Origin of the sequence: Paracoccus nototheniae (assembly GCF_004335005.1) — a bacterium.
Taxonomy (GTDB): domain Bacteria; phylum Pseudomonadota; class Alphaproteobacteria; order Rhodobacterales; family Rhodobacteraceae; genus Paracoccus; species Paracoccus nototheniae.
In genome coordinates this window covers 1-19,244 of sequence record NZ_RQRT01000017.1, presented here as the reverse complement: position 1 = coordinate 19,244, position 19,244 = coordinate 1, and the positions used below count along the sequence as shown (strand labels likewise).

Genomic DNA, 19,244 nt, shown 5'->3' with positions numbered 1-19,244 from the left:
TTCAGTCTTCGTAAACCTGCGGCAGGTCCGGTGTGGGCCGGGTCAGCCATTCGGGCACCGGCAGACCCTTGGCCTGCAGGAATTCGGGGTTGAACAGCTTGGTTTGATACCGGGTTCCGTAATCGCACAGGATGGTGACGATGGTATGTCCCGGCCCCATTTCGCGCGCCATGCGGACCGCGCCCGCAATATTGATCCCCGACGATCCGCCCAGACACAGGCCTTCGTCTCGCAGCAGATCGAAAACGATCGGCAGCGCCTCGGCGTCAGAGATCCGCCAGCTGAAATCGGGGGTGAAGCCTTCCAGATTGGCGGTGATGCGTCCCTGCCCGATACCCTCGGTGATCGAGCTGCCGGGGCTGTCGAATTCGCCGGTCGTGTAAAAGGAATGCAGCGCCGCACCTTCGGGATCGGCCAGCCCGATCTTGACGCCCCTGGGTTGCAGCGCATCGGCCACCCCCGCCAGCGTGCCACCGGACCCCACGGCGCAGATGAACCCATCAACGCGGCCCTCGGTCTGCTCCCAGATCTCGGGGCCGGTGGTTTCGACATGGGCCTGACGATTGGCGACGTTGTCGAACTGATTGGCCCAGATCGCGCCGTTCGGTTCCGTCCGGGCCAGCGCCTCGGCCAGACGACCGGAATAGCGGACATAGTTGTTGGGGTTCTTGTAGGGCGCTGCGGGCACCTCGACCAGAATGGCCCCGGCCAGCCGCAGCATGTCTTTTTTCTCCTGGCTTTGGGTCTCGGGGATCACGATCACCGATTTGAAGCCCATTGAGGCGCCCACCAGCGCCAGCCCGATGCCGGTATTGCCCGCCGTGCCCTCGACGATCGTGCCGCCGGGCCGCAGGGCACCACGCGCCACCGCATCCTTGATGATATACAGCGCCGCCCGGTCCTTGACCGACTGGCCGGGATTCATAAATTCGGCCTTGCCGAGGATCTCGCAGCCGGTTTCCTCGCTTGCGCGGTTCAGGCGGATCAGCGGCGTGTTGCCGATCGCATGGGCCAGATCAGAATAGATTCGCATGGCGATCGACCTTTGTCCGGATGGGTTCAGAGTTACCGCGATACCTACAAGGTCAGGGGTCGGGGGGGCAACCCCCGCCCCGCCCTGGCCTGCGCCGCCTAGCCCTGCCCCGCGCCGCATTGCGCCGCGTCCCGGCGCAGACGATCGGCCCGTGCATCCAGCCACAGAGACAGCGTGGCCAACGGCCCGTTGCTGATCTGCCCGGCATCGACCATGGCCGACAGCTGCGCACGGTCCATCAGATGGCCGCGGATATCCTCGGCCTCATTGTCCAACCCGTGAATGCCCGCGACCCCGTCCGGCAGATCGGCAATGCCGATATATTGATACAGAAACTCGCAGGCCGCACCCGGACTGGGATAGCAGTGAAACGCCGGGACAAGGCTGCGGACCTGCAGCCCGGCCTCTTCCACAGCCTCGCGCAGGATTGCGGCCTCGGGGGTTTCGCCGGCATCGACCCGGCCCGCGATCGGCTCCAGCAGCCAGGGTTGCGGATCGCCGCGCAGGGCGGGGGCGAAACGGAACTGTTCGATCACCAGCACCCGGTCGCGCACAGGATCCCAAGGCAGCAGCACCGCCGCATCGCCCATCAGAAATGCCTCGCGCACCATCCGGGCGCTTTGGCCGCCCTGATGCAGGGCATGGGTCAGCTCGCGTCGCTCGACCCCGAAATAGCCCAGGAAAGGCTGCTGCTGGCTGATCGTGCGGATCGCCCCTTCGGGACGCAGGGGAACCACCCCCTGCCCCGAGGGTGCCATCCCCTGCCCCCGCACCCGGCTGGCCGCCCAGATCCCGGTCATGGGCAGCCGCGCGGCCAGCACGGCAGGGTCCAGACCGGCATCGGCGATCAGGATCTGCCGCGCAATCTCGGCGGCCAGCGCATCGTGATCGGCATCCGCCAAGGGCGTGCCCTGTTCGGGCAGTGGCCCCACACCAAGGCCCATCACCGCCTGACCCGCCACAGACTGCACCGCCAGCCCCATGACCGCCGCATAGCGCTCAAGCGCCGGGCTCGGCGTGACCCCAACCCCCGGCAAGACATCAGCCGAGGCCTCAAGCACCGGCCAGTCACCGCGGTCGATCCCTGCGCGGGCGCCGCCCGTCAGCCGCCCGCGCAGGCTGATCGCAGATCCCGACAGGTCCAGCGCCGCCATCAGGCCGGGCCGGGCCAGCGCCCCCACCAGCACGATCACAACTGCCGCCCCTGCAGGCGCAACGCCGCCGCCAGCCCCATGTCATACGAGGTCTGCCCAAAGGCCCGGTCAAAGCCTGCAAACAACAGCTGCGACATCGCCCGCCCCTCGGCCGAGGCCAGCCAATCGGTATAGCCGTCCAGCTCCGCATCGCTGAGGGGACCATAGGACAGCATCAGGAACCCCTGCAGCCAGCCCGTGGCATCGGCCTCGATCTGGTCGCGCTGCGCCCAGGCCTCGGCCATCATCTGCTGGGGCGTCAACGGCATGTCGAACCCCTCACCCGCCGCAAAGCCGCGCGAAAAGGCGATGGTCGCGTTCAGCGCCCCCGCCACATTCGGCGCGATCAGATCGGCGCGATCGATCATCCGGTCGATCTGCGCGGCACGCGGCTGACCGTCGTCTCGGGCCCGGGCATAGTCCTGCCGCGCGGCCTCTTCGATCCCCTCTTCCAGCATGGCGCGCCGGGCCGAGATTTCCAGCCCCACGACCTGCCGCCCCAGCCCGGCTGCGTGAAACCGCAGCGCCCGGTCGATGACTGCCGGATCGGTACGGGCCAAAGCCTCGGCAGCCCCTTCGCGGAACAGGCGTTCCAGCCGGTCCGGGTCATGGATGCGGGCCACGACGCCCGCCCAGTCCGGCCCGCTGCCCGCGATCAGCCCTTCGGCCTGCATGCCCGCCGCCTCGGTCGCGGCCTCGTCACGCAGGACGGGCATCAGCGCCTCCAGCTGCAGCACCTGCCAGGCGCGGTCCAGCATGTCCGCCTGCGCCGGGGCCAGAGCGGGCATCTGCGTCCGCAACACGACCTCGGGGCCCAAGACGGTCGCCACGACCCGATGCGCCGCAGCCGAGGGGGGCGCAGGCATAAAAGCGCCGCCCTGCGTCAGGGCGGCAAGCACCCCAAGGATGATCAGCATGTCCCGCCCTTTCGCGAAAATCTCGACCTCGGCCGATTTTTCGTCCAAACCCCCTTGCGCTTCAACCCCCACCCCTCTAATTCCGCGACACCACACCGAAAAGCGCGGAGAGGTGCCGGAGTGGTCGAACGGGGCGGTCTCGAAAACCGTTGAGCCTGCAAGGGTTCCGTGGGTTCGAATCCCACCCTCTCCGCCAATTTTCCGGCAGCACGACACCAGCTCAACCCCCCAACGGGGTGTTGAAAACCCGATCCCCGCCCGACACGCATCGGGCAGGGTCGCGCTTTCATCCTATAACCCGACCAGCGCCCGTGCGAAGTCATCCGCGTCAAAGGCATCCAGATCATCGATCTGTTCGCCCACGCCGATCGCATGGATGGGCAGACCGAACCGGTCGGCCAGCGCCACCAGCACGCCGCCCCGCGCGGTTCCGTCCAGCTTGGTCATCACCAGCCCCGACACATCGGCCAGCTTGCGGAACGTCTCGACCTGATTCAGCGCGTTCTGACCGGTGCTGGCATCCAGCACCAACAGCGTATTATGCGGCGCTTCGGGGTCTTTCTTGCGGATGACGCGAACGATTTTGGCCAGCTCTTCCATCAGATCCTGACGGTTCTGCAACCGCCCCGCCGTGTCGATCATCAGCAGATCGGCGCCCTCGGCCTCGGCCCGCGCCATCGCGTCCCAAGCCAGACTGGCCGGATCGCTGCCCTGCGGCGCAACCATGACCGGAACGCCGGCGCGTTCGCCCCAGACCTGCAGCTGCTCGACAGCGGCAGCGCGGAACGTGTCACCCGCCGCGATCACGACCGACTTGCCCGCGGCGCGGAACTGGCTGGCCAGCTTGCCGATGGTGGTGGTCTTGCCGGCGCCGTTGACGCCGACGACCAGCACCACCTGCGGCTTTTTCGGATAGATCGGCAGGGGCCGCGCCACCGGCGCCATGATCCGCGCAATCTCGCCCGCCAGCAGTTCCTTCAGCTCGGTCGATGATACCCGCCGCCCCATCCGCCCCTCGGCGATATTGGCGGTCACGCGCAGCGCCGTCTCGACCCCCAGATCGGCCTGAACCAGCATGTCTTCCAGCTCTTCCAGCATCGCATCATCCAGCGCGCGACGCGGCTCCTCGACCTCGGCAGCGCCGCGTCCGAACAGCCGGCCCACCAGACCGGGCTGCACCGGCTGCGGCATCGGCGTGACCATCGGCGCGGGCAACGCTGTCGCAGGCGCGGGGGCGACCGCTCCCTCCGATGCCTCGCCCACGATATCGTCCAGCCCCCCCCCGATCTTGGAAGAGGACCGTGTCAGCCGCTCGCGCAGTTTCGTAAAGAACGCCATGATCAGCCCCTTGCTTGCCGCCCGGACCCTACCCTCAAGCGCGCCCAAGGAAAAGCCGCCCCGCATCGCAGGGCACAGGCTTTCATCTTGGCACAAATATCCCGGGGGGCGTCCCGGCACGGGACGGGGGGCAGCGCCCCCCTTCCCACCCCCTCAGCCACGCAGCGCGCGGATCAGCGACGCCAGCTGCAGGGTCGAGGCGTCATGGCCCGCCGATGCCTCGCCTTTCAACAGCGGCTCGACCTTCAGCGCCAGTTCCTTGCCCAGCTCGACCCCCCATTGATCAAAGCTGTTGATTCCCAGAATCACCCCTTCGACAAAGACCCGATGCTCGTACAGCGCCAGAATCTGCCCCAGGGCAAAGGGCGTCAGCTGGTCGATCAGCAGCGTGGTCGAGGGGCGGTTTCCAGGAAACACCCGGTGGCGGGCCTGACGGTCCATCTCGGGCGCCTCCAGACCCTTGGCGCGCATCAGGGCGCGGGCCTCGTTCAGGGACCGGCCCCGCATCAGCGCCTCGGATTGCGCCAGACAGTTCGCGGCCAGCAGGATGTGGTGATGGGCCAGATCCGGCTCGTGCCCGCGCGCCGCCAGAATGAATTCGCAGGGCACCGGCATCGTGCCCTGATGGATCAGCTGGTAAAAAGCGTGCTGGCCATTGGTGCCCGGCTCTCCCCACACGACCGGACCGGATGCGACGCGCAGATCGCGCCCGTCCATCGCCACGCGCTTGCCGTTCGATTCCATCTCCAGCTGTTGCAGATAGGCGGGCAGACGCATCAGGCGGTTGTCATAGGGCAGCACCGCGCGGGTCGGATAGCCGCAGATCTGGTGATGCCAGATCCCCGTCAAGGCCAGCAGCACCGGCAGGTTTTCGGCCAGGGGCGCACTGCGGAAATGGCTGTCCATCGACGCGGCCCCGGCCAGAAACCGATCGAAGGCCTCGGGGCCGACAGCCAGCATCAGCGACAGACCGATCGGTCCCCAGACCGAATAACGCCCGCCGACCCAATCCTCGAACCCGAACACCCGCGTCTGGTCGATACCGAAATCGCCGGTCTTGCCCACGTCCGAGGACAGCGCCACGAATTGCGCCGCCGGATCGGCGACGCTGGCCGCCATCCAATCGCGCGCGGTCTGCGCATTGGTCATCGTTTCGATGGTGGTGAAGGTCTTGGAGGCGACGATCACCAGCGTCGTGCCCGCATCCAGCCCCTTCAGCGTATCGGCGATATCGGCGCCATCGACATTGCTGACGAAATGCGTGCGCGGTCCGTCGTGATAGGGGGCCAGCGCCAGTGCGGCCATCGCCGGACCCAGATCGGACCCGCCGATGCCGATATTGACCACATCGGTGATCGCGCCGCCCGCGCCCGCGAAACGCCCATCGCGGACCGAGCGGGCAAAATCCGACATCCGCTCGTGGATCGCCCGAACCTCGGACATGACGTCCTGTCCATCGACCACGACGCTTCCGTCCAGATTGCGCAAAGCGGTGTGCAGGACGGCGCGGCCCTCGGTCTCGTTGATCTTTTCGCCCGCAAACATCGCCTCGCGCCGGGCCTCGACGCCCGCCTCGCGGGCCAGATCCAGCAGCAGGTCGCGCGCGGCCGTGTCGATCATCGTCTTGGACCAGTCAAAGACCAGCCCGTCGGCGCGGGTGGTGAACCCTGTGGCGCGGTCGGGATCGGCGGCGAACAGCGCCTCGATGCGGGTGTCGGCCTGCGCAGCGCGGCAGGCTTTCAGGCTTTTCCAGATATCGGACATCGGTGGTCGGTCCCTCATTCGGCCCAGTGGACGGTGGCATCGTCAAGAAAGGCGCGGATCGGCGCCTCGATCGGGTCCAGCTTTTGCGCACGCTCCAGCGCTTCGCGTTTTTCCGGGCCCATGATCAGCAGATGGATGTTGATCGCGCCCGACAGGACGGGGCGCGTCAGGGTGATGCGCGGCTCTTCGGCGCCCTCGGCCCGGATCGCCATGACCGCGGGCGCGTCAGAGGCCATCGCGGCGGCCAGATGATCGGCGCCGGGAAACAGGCTGGCGGTGTGCATGTCATTGCCCATGCCCAGCAGGACGACCGTCAGCGGCAGATGCGGCGCCAGCCGCGCCGCCAAACCCTCGGTCGCCAGATCGGGCGAGGCATCGCCGGTATACAGATCGATGTATTCCGCCGCCGCCGCCTTGTCCTTCAGCAGATGCCGGTGCAACAGGCGGCTGTTCGACCGCTTGTGATCACCATCGACCCACCGTTCGTCGCCCAGAATCACCGTCACCCGGCCCCAGTCCAGATCGGCCCCCGACAGCGTGTCGAAGACCGGCGCGGGCGAGGTGCCGCCCGGCACGCACAAGGTCGCGCGTTCATTGCCGCGCAGATGCTGCGCCAATTGCGAGGCGATGCGGTCTGCCAGCGACAAGGCCAGCATCTCGCGGTCGGGATATTCCGTCAGTTCCATGCTCATGACCTGATCTCTCTCCACCGGCGGTTGTCGCGATGCATCAGACGCAACGCCTCGTCCGGCCCCGAGGATCCGCTGTCATAGGGCTCTGGCTGGCGCTTGCTGTCTTCCCATGCGTTGATGATCGGATCGGTCCAGGCCCAGGCCGCCTCGACCTCGTCGCCGCGCATGAACAAAGTCTGGTTGCCGCGGATCACATCCATGATCAGCCGCTCATAGGCGTCGGGCATGTCCGCACCCTCGGCCCCCAAGGCCTCGGCAAAGGACATGTCCAGCGGCACCTGCACCAGCCGCATCCCCCCCGGCCCCGGTTCCTTGATCATCACCTTGAGGTTCATGCCCTCATTGGGTTGCAATCTGATGACAAGCTCGTTGGCCTTGGGCACACCGCTGTCGTCAAAGATCGAATGCGGCGGCGCCTTGAAGGTGATCGCGATCTCGCTGGTGCGGGCGCGCAGCTTCTTGCCGGTGCGCAGGTAAAAGGGGGTGCCCTGCCAGCGCCAGTTCGAGATGCGGACCTTCATCGCGACATAGCTTTCGGTACGCGAGGCCGGATCCTCGGCATCGGTCAGATAGTCGCTGCCCTCGCCCTGATACTGGCCGCGCACGATATCGCCCGGCTCGACCGGCTGCAGCGCGCGGATCACCTTCAGCTTTTCATCGCGCACCGCGTCAGGGTCGAAATGATAGGGCGGCTCCATCGCGATCAGGCACAGAAGCTGCATCATGTGGTTCTGGACCATGTCGCGGATCGCGCCCGACTTGTCGTAATAGCTGCCGCGCCCGGCCACGCCCACGGTTTCTGCCACCGTGATCTGCACATGATCAACATATTGCGCGTTCCACAGCGGTTCGAACAGCACATTGGCAAAGCGCACGGCCATCAGGTTCTGGACGGTTTCCTTGCCCAGATAATGATCGATGCGATAGATCTGATCTTCGTGGAAATGTTTCGCCAGCGTGGCGTTCAACGCGCGGGCCGAGGCCAGATCGCGGCCAAAGGGCTTTTCCACCACGATGCGGCTGTCGTCATGGGCGATGCCATGACCTGCCAGACGTTCCGCGATATCGCCGAACAGCGCCGGCGCGACCGAGAAATAGAACGCATGGACCGCGCCGGGCCGCATCCTGGATTTCAGCTCCTGCCATCCGCCCTCGCCCTTGGCATCGATCGCGACATAGCCCAGCAGCGGCAGGAACTCGGCCAGATCGGCATCGTTCTTGTCAGTGCCGGTATAATCGCAGATCGCGGCCGCCGCCTCGGCCTGAAAGGCCGCGTCATCCTGTTCGGTGCGCGCCGCGCCGATGATGCGGCTGGTCGCCGGGAACTGCCCGGCCTTGAAGCGCCGGAACAGACCCGGCAGGATCTTGCGATGCGCCAGATCGCCCGTAGCGCCAAAGATCACAAGGTCGAAATCATCGACCGGAATGACACGAGAGACCATGCTGTTCTCCATTTGGGTGGCATCTGCTCTACCCGTTGTTAGCGATAACGGCAATGCGGTTCAATCTTTCACTGCCTTGGCCAGCCGGGGAAGACGGCAGCGTTTCAGCATTTCGCCCAAGGACATGGCACCCCCCATCGCCGCTGCCTTGTCGCGGGCGGCATGAACGGCACGCGCCACGGTGACCGGATCGGTGCGGTGCAGATCCACCAGAAAGGCATCGGGGTGGATTGCCCGCAAGCCCAGCCCGGCCATCAGGCCTTGGGGGAAATCGCGCAGGTTGGCGGTGATGACCAGCTGCGCGCCCGCAGCCAGGGCCGATTCGACCACATGGCGGTCGGCATCATCGGGAAAATCCAAATCGATCGCCGCATCGCCATCATCAGCCTGCACGGCATCGGGAAAACGCAGCCGCAGCAGCGCGATCTCGGCCCCCGCCACGGCATCCTGATCGGGACCAAGCCGGGCGGCGGCGTGGCGCCATTCCGACAGGATCCGTTCCGACCACAGCGCCCGGTACAGGCCCGCCTGCGCGACATCCGTCAGGATCTCGCGCAGGATGGTCGGGAACAGGACGTTCGCGTCCAGAACCGCAGCCTCAAGGTCGTCCGGCGCCCAGTCATCCGGCTTGCGGTCATCAGGCTCGCGGTCATCCGGCTTGCGCTGCATCAGTCCAGCCGGAAGAACAGCGCCTTCAGATAGCCGGTCTCGGCCAGCTGCGGCAAAGTCGGGTGATCGGGCCCGGCCTGACCGGTATGGATCAGCACGCCGCGCCGTCCGCCGCGCCCGATGCCCCGCGCGCTGGCATTGCGAAACGCGGTCAGGTCGGCGGCATGGCTGCAGCTGCACAGCACCAGATAGCCCCCCGGCGCGACCAGAGGCGCGGCCATCTTGGCCACCCGCTCATAGGCGCGCAGACCCTTTTCCAGCGCCGGTTTCGACGGCGCAAAAGCCGGCGGGTCGCAGACGACCAGATCGAAGGTCCGACCCTGCCCGGCCAGCGTCTCCAACGCGTCGAACGCATCCGACTGCATCACCTCCAGCCGGTCGGTGGCGCCCATGGCCTCAGCCCCGCCCCGCGCCAGCTCCAGCGCCGGGGCGCTGCCATCGACGCACAGCGCCTGCGACGCACCCGCAGCCAGCCCCGCCAGACCGAAACCGCCGACATGGCTGAACACGTCCAGCACCGAGCCGCCGTCGACCAGCCGCTGCGCAAAGGCATGGTTCGGACGCTGGTCAAAGAACAGCCCCGTCTTTTGCCCGCCCAGCAGATCGGCCAGATAGGTCGCCCCGTTCATCGCCACCGGCACCGGCGCCGTCGGCGCGGTGCCGCGAATGACCTCCAGCCGCTCGGTCAGCCCCTCCAGCCCGCGCGACCGCCCCTGCCCGTTCACCACCACCGTCGTGACCCCGGTCACCGCGATCAGCGCATCCGCGATCTCTTCGGCCATGCCGTCGGCCCAGGCCGCATTCGGCTGGATTACGGCCGCATCGCCGAACCGGTCGATGACCAGCCCGGGCAGCCCATCCGCTTCGGCATGAACCAGCCGGTAAAAGGGCGTGTCATAGATCCGCGCCCGCAGATCCTGCGCCCGCGTCAGCCGCGCCCGCAACCAGGCCCCGTCGATCACCGCCTGCGGATCACTGTCCATGACCCTCGCGATGATCTTGGATGCGGGATTGACCGTCACCAGCCCCAAAGCCTGCCGCTCGGGATCCTCCAGCACCGCCATGCCGCCGGGCGGCAGGGCCTTGGTGCGACGATCCAGCACCGCCTCATCGGCAAAGACCCAAGGAAACCCGTGCCGGATCGCCTGAGGCTTCGATTTGGGCCGCAGCCGGATCACCGGGCGACCATGAGAGGCAACCTCGGCAGCGTCGGGGGTCTCGGATTCGGTGTGGGACATCTCGGTCATGGGAATAATCCTTTCCCGGTCGATCTGCCACGCCCCATCCCCCCGCACAAGCGCCCGCAACCTTTCATCTTGGCGCAAATATCCCGGGGGGCGGCCGCAAGGCCGGGGGGCAGCGCCCCCCTTTGCAACGTCACCACCCACGGATGGTTGAACCGTTAACGCTAACGGCCTATACTGATCCCAAAGCCAGAGGAGGCCGCGCCATGACCCTTCACGCCACCATCGACCAGGTCACCGACCGCATCCGCGAACGGTCCCACCGCTCCCGCAGCCGCTATCTGGCCAAGATCGCCCGCGCCGCGCAGGACGGCCCTGCCCGTGCGCATCTGTCCTGCGGCAATCAGGCCCATGCCTATGCCGCGATGGATGACAAGGTCGATATGGCCACGACCCGCAAACCCAATATCGGCATCGTCACCGCCTATAACGACATGCTGTCGGCGCATCAGCCGTTCGAACGCTATCCCGACCTGATCCGGGCGGCGGGCCATGCGGCGGGTGCCACGGTGCAGGTCGCGGGCGGCGTGCCCGCGATGTGCGACGGCGTGACGCAAGGCCGCAAGGGGATGGAGCTGTCGCTCTTCTCGCGCGATGTCATCGCCTTGGCGGCGGGCGTCGCGCTGTCGCATGACTGCTTCGATTCGGCGATGTATCTGGGCGTCTGCGACAAGATCGTGCCGGGGCTGATCATCGCCGCCGCCACCTTCGGCCATGTGCCCGCCGTCTTCGTGCCCGCAGGCCCGATGCCCTCGGGCCTGCCCAATGACGAAAAATCCCGCGTCCGCCAGCAATTCGCCACCGGCGAGGTCGGGCGCGAGGAATTGATGAAGGCCGAGATGGCCTCCTATCACGGCCCCGGAACCTGCACCTTCTACGGCACCGCCAACACCAATCAGATGCTGATGGAATTCATGGGCCTGCATCTGCCCGGCTCCAGCTTCGTCAACCCGAACACGCCGCTGCGCGACGCGCTGACCGTGGCCGCCGTGGAACGCGCCGCCGCCATCACCAATCTGGGCAATGAATTCATGCCAGCGGGCGAGGTTCTGGACGAACGCGCCTTCGTCAATGGCATCGTCGGGCTGATGGCCACGGGCGGCTCGACCAATCTTGTCCTGCACCTGCCCGCCATGGCCCGCGCCGCAGGCGTGATCATCGATATCGAGGATTTCCACGACCTGTCGGAAACCGTGCCCCTGATGGCGCGGGTCTATCCCAACGGCCTGGCTGACGTGAACCATTTCCACGCCGCAGGGGGACTGGGCTACATAATCGCGCAATTGCTGGAAGGCGGGTTGCTGCATGCGGATGTCAAGACGATCAACGGCACCGGCTTGGACGGCTATACCCGCGAACCGATGCTGGACGGCGCCCGCATCAAATGGGCCGACGGCGCCCGCGCCAGCCTGAACGACAAGATCCTGCGCCCGGCCAGCGATCCCTTTGCGAAAACAGGCGGCCTCAAGCAGTTGCAGGGCAATCTGGGTCGCGGCGTCATCAAGATCAGCGCCGTCGCCCCCGAACGTCACATCATCGAGGCCCGCGCCCGCGTCTTTCAGGATCAGGAAGCGGTCAAGACCGCCTTCCGCGCCGGAGAGTTCACCGAAGACACCATCGTCGTCGTCCGCTTTCAGGGACCGCGCGCGAACGGCATGCCGGAACTGCATTCGCTGACCCCCACGCTGGCGGTGCTGCAGGACCGGGGCCTCAAGGTCGCGCTGGTCACCGATGGGCGGATGTCGGGCGCCTCGGGCAAGGTGCCCGCCGCCATCCACATCTCGCCCGAGGCGGCCAGCGGCGGCCCGCTGGCGCGCCTGCGCGACGGCGACAGGGTCCGGCTGGATGCGGCGCATGGCAGGCTGGACTGTCTGGAGCCCGATTTCGACAGCCGCACCCCTGTCGCCTTCGACCCCGAAGAAAGCAGCGAAGGGATGGGCCGAGAGCTGTTCGCCGCCTTCCGCGCCGTCGCAGGCCCCGCCACCGAAGGCGCGGGCGTGGTGGTCTAAGGCTCACGGGCCAAGGCGCACGTTGCTGACGGCGATCGGTTCGCTAAAAACCGAGCCGCGCCTGCCCCCGCCTGGCTGGTGCGACCGCCCAGCCCATGACGGCGGGCGGGCGCCATCCCGCCGCGTTCAGGCGGCGATCGCCACCTCACAGATCGCCTGCCGCAGATAGCCCACGAAGTCGGACCCAAGACGGCCCGCAGGGCCATCGGCGACATAGACGTTCAGCCATGTCGGCGGCAGCGGCGGCAATGCGCCGCCATGATCGACCTCTTCCATCCCGGCTTGTTCGATCCCGCGGGGACGCAAGGTCAGACCCAGATCGGCGGCGGCAAGGATGTGCCAGTTCTCGTCGCTGCCCTCGCCCATCAGATGGGACCATTCGATCCCAGCCCGTTCCAGCGCGCTGACCCCGACCGCGTAATAGGCGCAATGCGCCGAAGTCGCGATCGGCAAGGGTCGCTGTTGCCACGCTTTGCCGTCAGCGGCGCCCACCCAGACCAGATCGACCTTGGCCAGATTGACCGCTCCCTGCGGGGCATCGAATTCGGTGGTCAGGATGACGTCATGTTCGCCACGCTGCATCTGCGCCCGCAGGTCCTTGGTCCGCCCGTCATGAATGACCATTTCGACCTTGGGGAAATCGTGCCGGAAGGCCCGCACTGTCTGGGCTACCTTGGTGAACATCCAGTCGCTGCTCAGCCCGACACGCAGCCGGCGTTCGGGCCGCAGCCCGGTGAACCGCGCCAGGATCGCATCGTTCAGCGCCACTAGCTTGCGGCTTTCGCCCAGCAGATCCTGCGCGAAATCCGACAGCACAACGCCGCGCCCGGCCTTGTCCAGCATCGGCCGCCCGAACGCCTCTTCCAGCCGCTTCATCTGCATGGACAGCGCGCTTTGCGTCATGTTCAGCGCCTCGGCCGCGCGGGTGACGGCGCCGTATTCGGCGACGGCCTGCAGGGATCTGAGCGTGGCGATATCCAGATTGCGCATGGCGGGTAATCCTTCACGGCGGCTGATGGGTGGCATCAAAATCATTCGTTTCACAAATACACGGCAGACGGGTACCGATCAATCTCGAAGATGAGAAAAACCCGATCCATCTTCCAAACTGATCGTTACAGGAGACAGCGATGACCACGAAATCAAGGGCCCTTCTGCGCGTCGTCACCGGGCACGGCATCCTGCCCCGCCCCTCGTGGATCGAACGCATCCTGACCATGTTCGACGTGCGCCGCACCCGCATCGATCTGGCGCGCCTCAGCGACGATCATCTGCGCGACATCGGCCTGACCCGAGAGGATGTCGAGGCCGAGATGGACAAGCCCATCTGGGACGTGCCCATCCATTGGCGCCGCCGCTGACCGCCTAAGATGCCGCCACCGCTAGTCGTCGTCCCGCCGGGTCGGCGGGCCGAAACGGTCGCGCATCCGCGCCTCTATCTGGTCGCGGGTCTGGCGATAGGCGGCCAGCCGCGCCTCGCGCCCCTCGGCCAGCCCGGTGGGGTCCATGATCGGCCAGTATTCGACCTCGAGATGCGCGTGGCGGGTCATTTCCAGCGCCATGCGCTGGCTGGCCGGCGACAGGGCGACGATCAGGTCGAACTGGCTCAGATCGTCGCCCCAATCGCGCATCTGGTCAAAGCTGCGGCTGCGGTGATCGGCGAGCGGCACGCCGATCTCCTCGCAGACGGCGATGGCAAAGCCGTCCACCTCGGTGTCGCTTTTCACGCCCGCCGACTGGACATAGGCGGCGCGGCCATGAAATTTCTTCATCATCCCCTCGGCCATGGGCGAGCGGATGGCATTGTGATCGCAACAGAACAGCACCGACGAGGGGATCTTGTCCTGCGCCATGCCCTGTCAGCCCTGAGGGATCAGCGCGCAGATCAGGGTGAACAGGCGCCGCGCGGTGTCGATATCCAAGGACGCCTTGCCCTCCAGCCGCTCCTGCAGGGTGCGCGCGCCTTCGTTGTGGATGCCGCGCCGGGCCATGTCGATGGCCTCGATCTGGGCGGGGGGCAGGCGCTTCACCGCATCGAAATAGCTTTGGCAGATCTGGAAGTAATCCTTGACCACCTGCCGAAAGGGGCCAAGCGACAGATGAAACTCGGCCACCTTGGCGCCCGCCTCGTCGGTCATGTCAAAGACCAGCCGCCCCTCGCGGATGCACAGATCCAGCACGAATGACCCGTCGGGCGCGGGCGCGCCGTCACGCCCCGGCACGGCAAAGCTGTTATCCTCGATCAGATCAAAGATCGCGACGCGACGCTCCTGCTCCATCTCGGGGGTGGCGGGGGCGATCGCGCTGTCGTCGATCCCGATGCGGATGATGCGGCTCATTCGGTCAGCCTTTCGTTCAACGTCCCCAACCGAGCCTGAACCGAAGCGCCATGCGCCTGCAAGCCCTCGGATGCGGCCAGACGCACGGCGGCAGGCCCGATGGCGGCCAAAGCCCCCGGCGTCAGCCGCGCCATGGTCGTGCGCTTGACGAAATCCATCACCGACAGGCCGGAACTGAACCGCGCCGAACGCGCCGTCGGCAGCACGTGATTCGGCCCGCTGACATAATCGCCGACCGCCTCGGGCGTATGCGCACCCAGAAAGATGGCGCCCGCATGAATGCACTGCGCGGCCAGCCCCTCGGGGTCGTCCACGCACAGCTCCAGATGCTCGGGCGCGATGCGGTTGGACAGGGCGGCGGCCTCGGCCAGATCGCGCACCACGATCAGGGTGCCGTAATCGCGCCAGCTGGCCCCCGCGATCGCGGCGCGATCCAGTGTCGGGATGATCCGGTCCACCGCCGCCGCCACCGCCTGCGCCATGGCCGGGTCGGTGGTGATCAGGATCGATTGCGCATCCGCGTCATGTTCCGCCTGCGCCAGCAGATCCCAGGCCAGCCAGTCCGGATTCTGATCGCCGTCGGCAATGACCAACACCTCGGAGGGGCCCGCGATCATGTCGATGCCGACCCGGCCAAAGACCTGCCGCTTGGCCGCCGCGACATAGGCATTGCCCGGCCCGGTGATCTTGTCGACCGGCGCGATCGTATCCGTGCCATAGGCCATCGCCGCCACCGCCTGCGCGCCGCCGATGCGATAGATCTCGTCCACGCCGGACAGTTGTGCCGCCAGCAGGACCAGCGGATTGATGATCCCGTCCGGGGTGGGCACGCAGATGACCAGCCGTTCGACCCCCGCCACCCGCGCCGGGATCGCATTCATCAGCACGCTGGACGGATAGGCCGCTTGGCCCCCCGGCACATACAGACCCGCCGCCGACACCGCGCTCCACCGCCAGCCAAGCGTGGCGCCTTCGGGGTCGGTCCAGCTGGCATCCTCGGGCATCTGGCGGGCGTGATAGGCGCGGATCCGCTCGGCCGCCAGCATCAGGGCGGCGCGATCCTCGGGCGTGACGCGCGCCACCTCGGCGGCGATCTCTTCAGGCGTAAAGCGCAAGGTCGCGGGCGTCAGCTGCAACCGGTCGAACCGCGCGGTCAGCTCGCACAGGGCCAGATCGCCCCGCGCCCGCACATCGCGGATGATCGCGGTCACCGCATCGTTCACATCGCTGCTGTCCTCGCGCTTGGCCGACAGCATCGCCCGGAAGCCCTGTTCGAAATCCGCCGCACTGGTGTTCAGAAAGACCGGCATCCGCGCCCCCTTTAAGCCGCCCCGCCCCCGGAAGACCCGACCGTGCAGATCGGGCGGACGGGAAAAGCGGGCTTCTTCTTCACTTAAATATCCAAATCCTCAGTCCGGGTGCTGCGGCGCACGGCCCGAGACCGCGCGATGCGGCCGCGTCACGTCGCGCAGGTCCAGATTGATGCATTCGACCTCGGCCATGATCGTGCCGTCGCCGGCAAAATCCAACGACAGCCGGCCGGTGCCATCCGGCCCCGGCAACCAGCGGATCGCCAGCAGCGACAGCACGGTGTCAGTGTCGCGCCCGACCCCGTCGCTGACCACCCGCAACACATCGCCGATGACCAGCAGCGACCGCACGCGTTCGAACTCGCGCCCCTCGGCCCCGGCAGCCGCCAGATCCTCCCACCGGAACCGGGTGACCAGCAAGGCCAGCCTGCGCGCCTTGGCGTCATGGGTGATATCGGCCCCGGTCAGGACCGCATCCTGGATCAGCGAGGACAGGATGCGCAGATCGACCTCGTCCTCGGCCTTCAAGGCCAGCGGGCGGGGATCGGCATCCGAGAAACGGGCGTCACGGGTCATCAGACCTCCTCTTTCACGCGCTCGATATGCGCGCCGACATTGCGCAGCTTGCGCACGACATGCTCATAGCCGCGATCCAGATGATAGACGCGGCTGACGGTGGTCTGACCCTCGGCGGCCATCCCCGCCAGAATCAGACTGACCGAGGCGCGCAGGTCGGTCGCCATCACCGGCGCGCCGCGCAGCCGCTCGACCCCGGTCACGGTGGCATGGCCGCCCTGAACCTCGATCCGCGCACCCATCCGGGTCAGCTCGGGCGCGTGCATGAAGCGGTTCTCGAAGATCGTTTCCTCCAGCACCGACGTGCCCTCGGCCATGCACATCAGCGCCATGAACTGCGCCTGCAGGTCGGTCGGAAAACCGGGGAACGGTTCGGTCCGGACATTGACGGCGCGCACGCGACCGTTCTTGCGCGTGACCTTGATGCCGCGCGGGGTTTCCTCGACGCTGATCCCGGCCTCGTCCAGCTTTTCGCAAAACGCCTCCAACAGCTCGATCCGCCCGCCCAGACATTCGACCTCGCCCCCGCACATCGCGGGCGCCAGCATATAGGTGCCCAGCTCGATCCGGTCGGTGACGACGGGATGCGTCGCGCCATGCAGGGTCTGCACGCCCTGAATGGTGAGGGTGCCGGTACCCTCGCCCTCGATCTGCGCGCCCATGGCCCGCAGGCAGCGCGCCAGATCGACGATTTCGGGCTCGCGCGCGGCGTTCTTCAGCACCGTCGTGCCCCGCGCCAGCGTCGCCGCCATCAGCGCATTCTCGGTCGCGCCGACCGAGACGACCGGGAAATCGAAGACCGCCCCCCGCAATCCGCCCGAGGGCGCCTTGGCATGGACATAGCCGTCGCGCAGATCAAGACTGGCGCCCATCGCCTCCAGTGCGCGCAGATGCAGATCGACGGGCCGCGCCCCGATCGCGCAGCCGCCGGGCAGCGACACCTCGGCCACCCCATCGCGCGCCAAGAGCGGCCCCAGCACCAGAATCGAGGCCCGCATCTTGCGCACGATGTCGTATTCGGCCCGATGGCTGGTCATCGCATGGCTGGACAGGGCCAGAACCTGACCGTCCTGCAGGCTGGCGACCTCGGCCCCCAAAGACCCCAGCAGCGCGGTCATGGTGCGGATGTCCGACAGGCGCGGCGCATTGGTCAGCGTCAGCGGCTGATCGGTCAACAGCGTCGCGGGCATCAGCGTCAGACAGGCGTTCTTTGCCCCGGCAATCGGGATTTCGCCTTTGAGAGGGCCGTTTCCCTCGACGATGATCTGGTCCATCAGCTGTCCTTGCCTGTCTCGCCATCCGCATCCGGGACGGTCTTGTTGTCTGCCTCATCCGCCGATCCATCCGGCCCCGCCCCCCGCGCGCGCGCCTGCGCCTTGCGGCGTGCAAGATTGGCGCGCAATGCCTGCGCAAGGCGCTGTTCGCGGCTGTCGGGCGCGTCTTTGTCATCGCGTCGGTCGGTCATGCCTGCCCTGTTAGCGCCGGGCGCGCGCGGCGTCCAGCAAACGCAGCCCGCCGCCGACCCCAAACCGCAATTTCACCAAAATTCGCGCATTCCCCCCTTGCACGGCCCGAACGCTTTGTCTAAACGCCCCTTCACCGGCGCTGTGGTAGCTCAGTGGTAGAGCACACCCTTGGTAAGGGTGAGGTCGAGAGTTCAATCCTCTCTCACAGCACCAGGTTTTCCTGAACATCATGAAGACCTTGGTTCTGATCCGATGGCGCATATTTCAGCTGCACGCCCATCCAAATTTCCGAACCGAAAGGTTTAGGTGAATCGGCAATGTTCCGCTTATGGTTTTGTTCACCCATAAGAAGGCGACATTCATGAAACACCTGACCATCGCGATCATCGCGGCAATCTCGGCGGCAACTTCGGTGCCGACAGACGCTTTCGCCCATGGTGGAGGATGCCGAAAGGCGTCGCCTCCGGGGCAATGCTGCCACATGGACAACAGCACGGGGCGCGTGCACTGCCACTGATCTGTTCGACCACGCCCCTGCCCCCACCGGAACAGCCCGACCCTTGACCAGCCTGCGCGGCAACTCCGGCCCGGATTGACATCCAGTGGCCGGGGTCTTAGCGACGCGCTCCGGGTTTTGGGCAAGGGGACGGGCATGGCGCGGCAATCCCGCAGTCTGGGGATCGATTTCGGAACGTCGAATTCCGCCGCCGGCTATCTGGTCGACGGCCAGCCGCGGCTGGTGACGATGGCACCGGGGCAGACCACCCTGCCCTCGACCTTCTTCTTCGATTTTGAAACCCGCCGCACCCTGATCGGAGAGGGCGCCAACCGGGCTCTGATCGACGGGGCCGAGGGGCGGTTCATGCGGGCGCTGAAGCGGGTGCTGGGCACCTCTCTGATGCACGAACCGCGCCAGATCCTGAACGAGCGCACGACCTTTGTCGCGGTGATTGCCCGGTTTCTGGCGCAGATCAAGGCGCAGGCCGAGGCGCAGGCGGGCGCGCCCTTCGATCATGTCCTGTCGGGCCGTCCGGTCGTCTTTCACGGCGTGAGCGACCCGCGAGAGGCGCAGGCCCAGGACGACCTGCGGCAGTGCTATCTGGCGGCGGGCTTTGCCCATGTCGATTTCATGGCCGAGCCCGAGGCGGCGGCGATCGCCAGCCCGTCGGTGACGGCGGTGAACACCTCGCTGAAGGAATGGCGCGCCTGCGGAAACCGCGCCCGCATCCTATCCGACACCATCGACAGCAGG

At 66.8% G+C, this 19,244-nt stretch carries 21 protein-coding genes and 2 tRNA genes; 6 read left to right on the top strand and 17 right to left on the bottom strand.

Annotated elements, in window-relative coordinates:
• Position 1: 1 nt before the first annotated feature.
• From EG885_RS08715 to EG885_RS08705, 3 genes are all read right to left on the bottom strand, one after another.
• The gene (locus EG885_RS08715; protein WP_131574093.1) at positions 2-1,033 is read right to left on the bottom strand and encodes a cysteine synthase A; all 1,032 of its coding nucleotides are present in this window, start codon (positions 1,031-1,033) and stop codon (positions 2-4) included.
• Between the two features lie 98 nt (positions 1,034-1,131).
• Positions 1,132-2,226 carry an NUDIX domain-containing protein gene (locus tag EG885_RS08710; protein ID WP_131574092.1) on the bottom strand — a complete coding sequence of 365 codons (1,095 nt, stop codon included), beginning with the start codon at positions 2,224-2,226 and terminating at the stop codon, positions 1,132-1,134.
• Entirely contained in the window at positions 2,223-3,143 is a 921-nt protein-coding gene (locus EG885_RS08705; protein WP_131574091.1) for a hypothetical protein, read from the bottom strand. The genes EG885_RS08710 and EG885_RS08705 overlap by 4 nt, the downstream gene beginning before the upstream one ends.
• Before the next feature lie 106 nt (positions 3,144-3,249).
• On the opposite strand from EG885_RS08705, the gene EG885_RS08700 reads away from it, so the two are divergent.
• Positions 3,250-3,339: transfer RNA gene (locus EG885_RS08700), tRNA-Ser, on the top strand.
• A 95-nt stretch (positions 3,340-3,434) separates the two neighbouring features.
• On the opposite strand, the gene ftsY is transcribed toward EG885_RS08700, so the two are convergent.
• The 6 genes from ftsY to EG885_RS08670 all read right to left on the bottom strand — a co-directional run bounded on the left by ftsY (position 3,435) and on the right by EG885_RS08670 (position 10,286).
• On the bottom strand, positions 3,435-4,481 hold the full coding sequence (gene ftsY / locus EG885_RS08695) for a signal recognition particle-docking protein FtsY (RefSeq protein ID WP_131574090.1): 1,047 nt from the start codon (positions 4,479-4,481) through the stop codon (positions 3,435-3,437).
• 153 nt (positions 4,482-4,634) lie between these two features.
• Positions 4,635-6,245, bottom strand: a complete 1,611-nt coding sequence (gene pgi / locus EG885_RS08690) for a glucose-6-phosphate isomerase (protein ID WP_131574089.1) — start codon at positions 6,243-6,245, stop codon at positions 4,635-4,637.
• 14 nt (positions 6,246-6,259) lie between these two features.
• Positions 6,260-6,931: a 6-phosphogluconolactonase gene (gene pgl / locus EG885_RS08685; protein ID WP_207392238.1), complete on the bottom strand. Its 672-nt coding sequence runs from the start codon at positions 6,929-6,931 to the stop codon at positions 6,260-6,262.
• Between the two features lie 2 nt (positions 6,932-6,933).
• Positions 6,934-8,379, bottom strand: a complete 1,446-nt coding sequence (zwf, locus tag EG885_RS08680) for a glucose-6-phosphate dehydrogenase (RefSeq protein WP_131574130.1) — start codon at positions 8,377-8,379, stop codon at positions 6,934-6,936.
• Between the two features lie 60 nt (positions 8,380-8,439).
• A complete protein-coding gene (locus EG885_RS08675; RefSeq protein ID WP_131574087.1) occupies positions 8,440-9,048 on the bottom strand; it encodes an RSP_2648 family PIN domain-containing protein in 609 nt (202 codons plus the stop codon).
• Positions 9,048-10,286 carry an RSP_2647 family RNA methyltransferase gene (locus EG885_RS08670; RefSeq protein WP_131574129.1) on the bottom strand — a complete coding sequence of 413 codons (1,239 nt, stop codon included), beginning with the start codon at positions 10,284-10,286 and terminating at the stop codon, positions 9,048-9,050. The genes EG885_RS08675 and EG885_RS08670 overlap by 1 nt, the downstream gene beginning before the upstream one ends.
• A gap of 212 nt (positions 10,287-10,498) precedes the next feature.
• Between EG885_RS08670 and edd the strand changes: the two genes are divergently transcribed.
• Positions 10,499-12,301, top strand: a complete 1,803-nt coding sequence (edd, locus tag EG885_RS08665) for a phosphogluconate dehydratase (RefSeq protein ID WP_131574086.1) — start codon at positions 10,499-10,501, stop codon at positions 12,299-12,301.
• Between the two features lie 126 nt (positions 12,302-12,427).
• Here edd and EG885_RS08660 read toward each other — a convergent pair whose 3' ends face one another.
• A complete protein-coding gene (locus EG885_RS08660) occupies positions 12,428-13,291 on the bottom strand; it encodes a LysR family transcriptional regulator (RefSeq protein ID WP_165571086.1) in 864 nt (287 codons plus the stop codon).
• Positions 13,292-13,431: 140 nt separating this feature from the next.
• On the opposite strand from EG885_RS08660, the gene EG885_RS23070 reads away from it, so the two are divergent.
• Positions 13,432-13,662: a DUF1127 domain-containing protein gene (locus tag EG885_RS23070; protein ID WP_207392236.1), complete on the top strand. Its 231-nt coding sequence runs from the start codon at positions 13,432-13,434 to the stop codon at positions 13,660-13,662.
• A gap of 21 nt (positions 13,663-13,683) precedes the next feature.
• On the opposite strand, the gene EG885_RS08650 is transcribed toward EG885_RS23070, so the two are convergent.
• From EG885_RS08650 to EG885_RS08625, 6 genes are all read right to left on the bottom strand, one after another.
• Positions 13,684-14,154 carry an arsenate-mycothiol transferase ArsC gene (locus EG885_RS08650; RefSeq protein ID WP_131574084.1) on the bottom strand — a complete coding sequence of 157 codons (471 nt, stop codon included), beginning with the start codon at positions 14,152-14,154 and terminating at the stop codon, positions 13,684-13,686.
• Positions 14,155-14,160: 6 nt separating this feature from the next.
• Positions 14,161-14,640 carry a UPF0262 family protein gene (locus EG885_RS08645; RefSeq protein ID WP_131574083.1) on the bottom strand — a complete coding sequence of 160 codons (480 nt, stop codon included), beginning with the start codon at positions 14,638-14,640 and terminating at the stop codon, positions 14,161-14,163.
• Positions 14,637-15,950, bottom strand: coding sequence for a histidinol dehydrogenase (hisD, locus tag EG885_RS08640; protein WP_131574082.1), 1,314 nt, complete (start codon positions 15,948-15,950; stop codon positions 14,637-14,639). Before hisD ends, EG885_RS08645 begins: the two co-directional genes overlap by 4 nt.
• A 99-nt stretch (positions 15,951-16,049) precedes the next feature.
• A complete protein-coding gene (locus tag EG885_RS08635; RefSeq protein WP_131574081.1) occupies positions 16,050-16,526 on the bottom strand; it encodes a DUF2948 family protein in 477 nt (158 codons plus the stop codon).
• On the bottom strand, positions 16,526-17,800 hold the full coding sequence (murA, locus tag EG885_RS08630) for a UDP-N-acetylglucosamine 1-carboxyvinyltransferase (RefSeq protein WP_131574080.1): 1,275 nt from the start codon (positions 17,798-17,800) through the stop codon (positions 16,526-16,528). The genes EG885_RS08635 and murA overlap by 1 nt, the downstream gene beginning before the upstream one ends.
• Positions 17,800-17,991, bottom strand: coding sequence for a hypothetical protein (locus EG885_RS08625; protein WP_131574079.1), 192 nt, complete (start codon positions 17,989-17,991; stop codon positions 17,800-17,802). Before EG885_RS08625 ends, murA begins: the two co-directional genes overlap by 1 nt.
• 139 nt (positions 17,992-18,130) lie before the next feature.
• Here EG885_RS08625 and EG885_RS08620 point away from each other — a divergent pair.
• Positions 18,131-18,205 (top strand) — tRNA-Thr (locus EG885_RS08620).
• Here EG885_RS08620 and EG885_RS22695 read toward each other — a convergent pair.
• On the bottom strand, positions 18,195-18,338 hold the full coding sequence (locus tag EG885_RS22695) for a hypothetical protein (protein WP_165571085.1): 144 nt from the start codon (positions 18,336-18,338) through the stop codon (positions 18,195-18,197). The genes EG885_RS08620 and EG885_RS22695 overlap by 11 nt on opposite strands.
• 15 nt (positions 18,339-18,353) lie before the next feature.
• On the opposite strand from EG885_RS22695, the gene EG885_RS23065 reads away from it, so the two are divergent.
• Both EG885_RS23065 and EG885_RS08615 read left to right on the top strand, forming a co-directional pair.
• Complete coding sequence (locus tag EG885_RS23065; RefSeq protein ID WP_207392235.1) at positions 18,354-18,509, top strand: hypothetical protein; 156 nt, start codon at positions 18,354-18,356, stop codon at positions 18,507-18,509.
• A gap of 135 nt (positions 18,510-18,644) precedes the next feature.
• Positions 18,645-19,244, top strand: a 600-nt coding sequence (locus EG885_RS08615) for an Hsp70 family protein (protein WP_165571084.1), incomplete at its 3' end; no start/stop codon positions are given.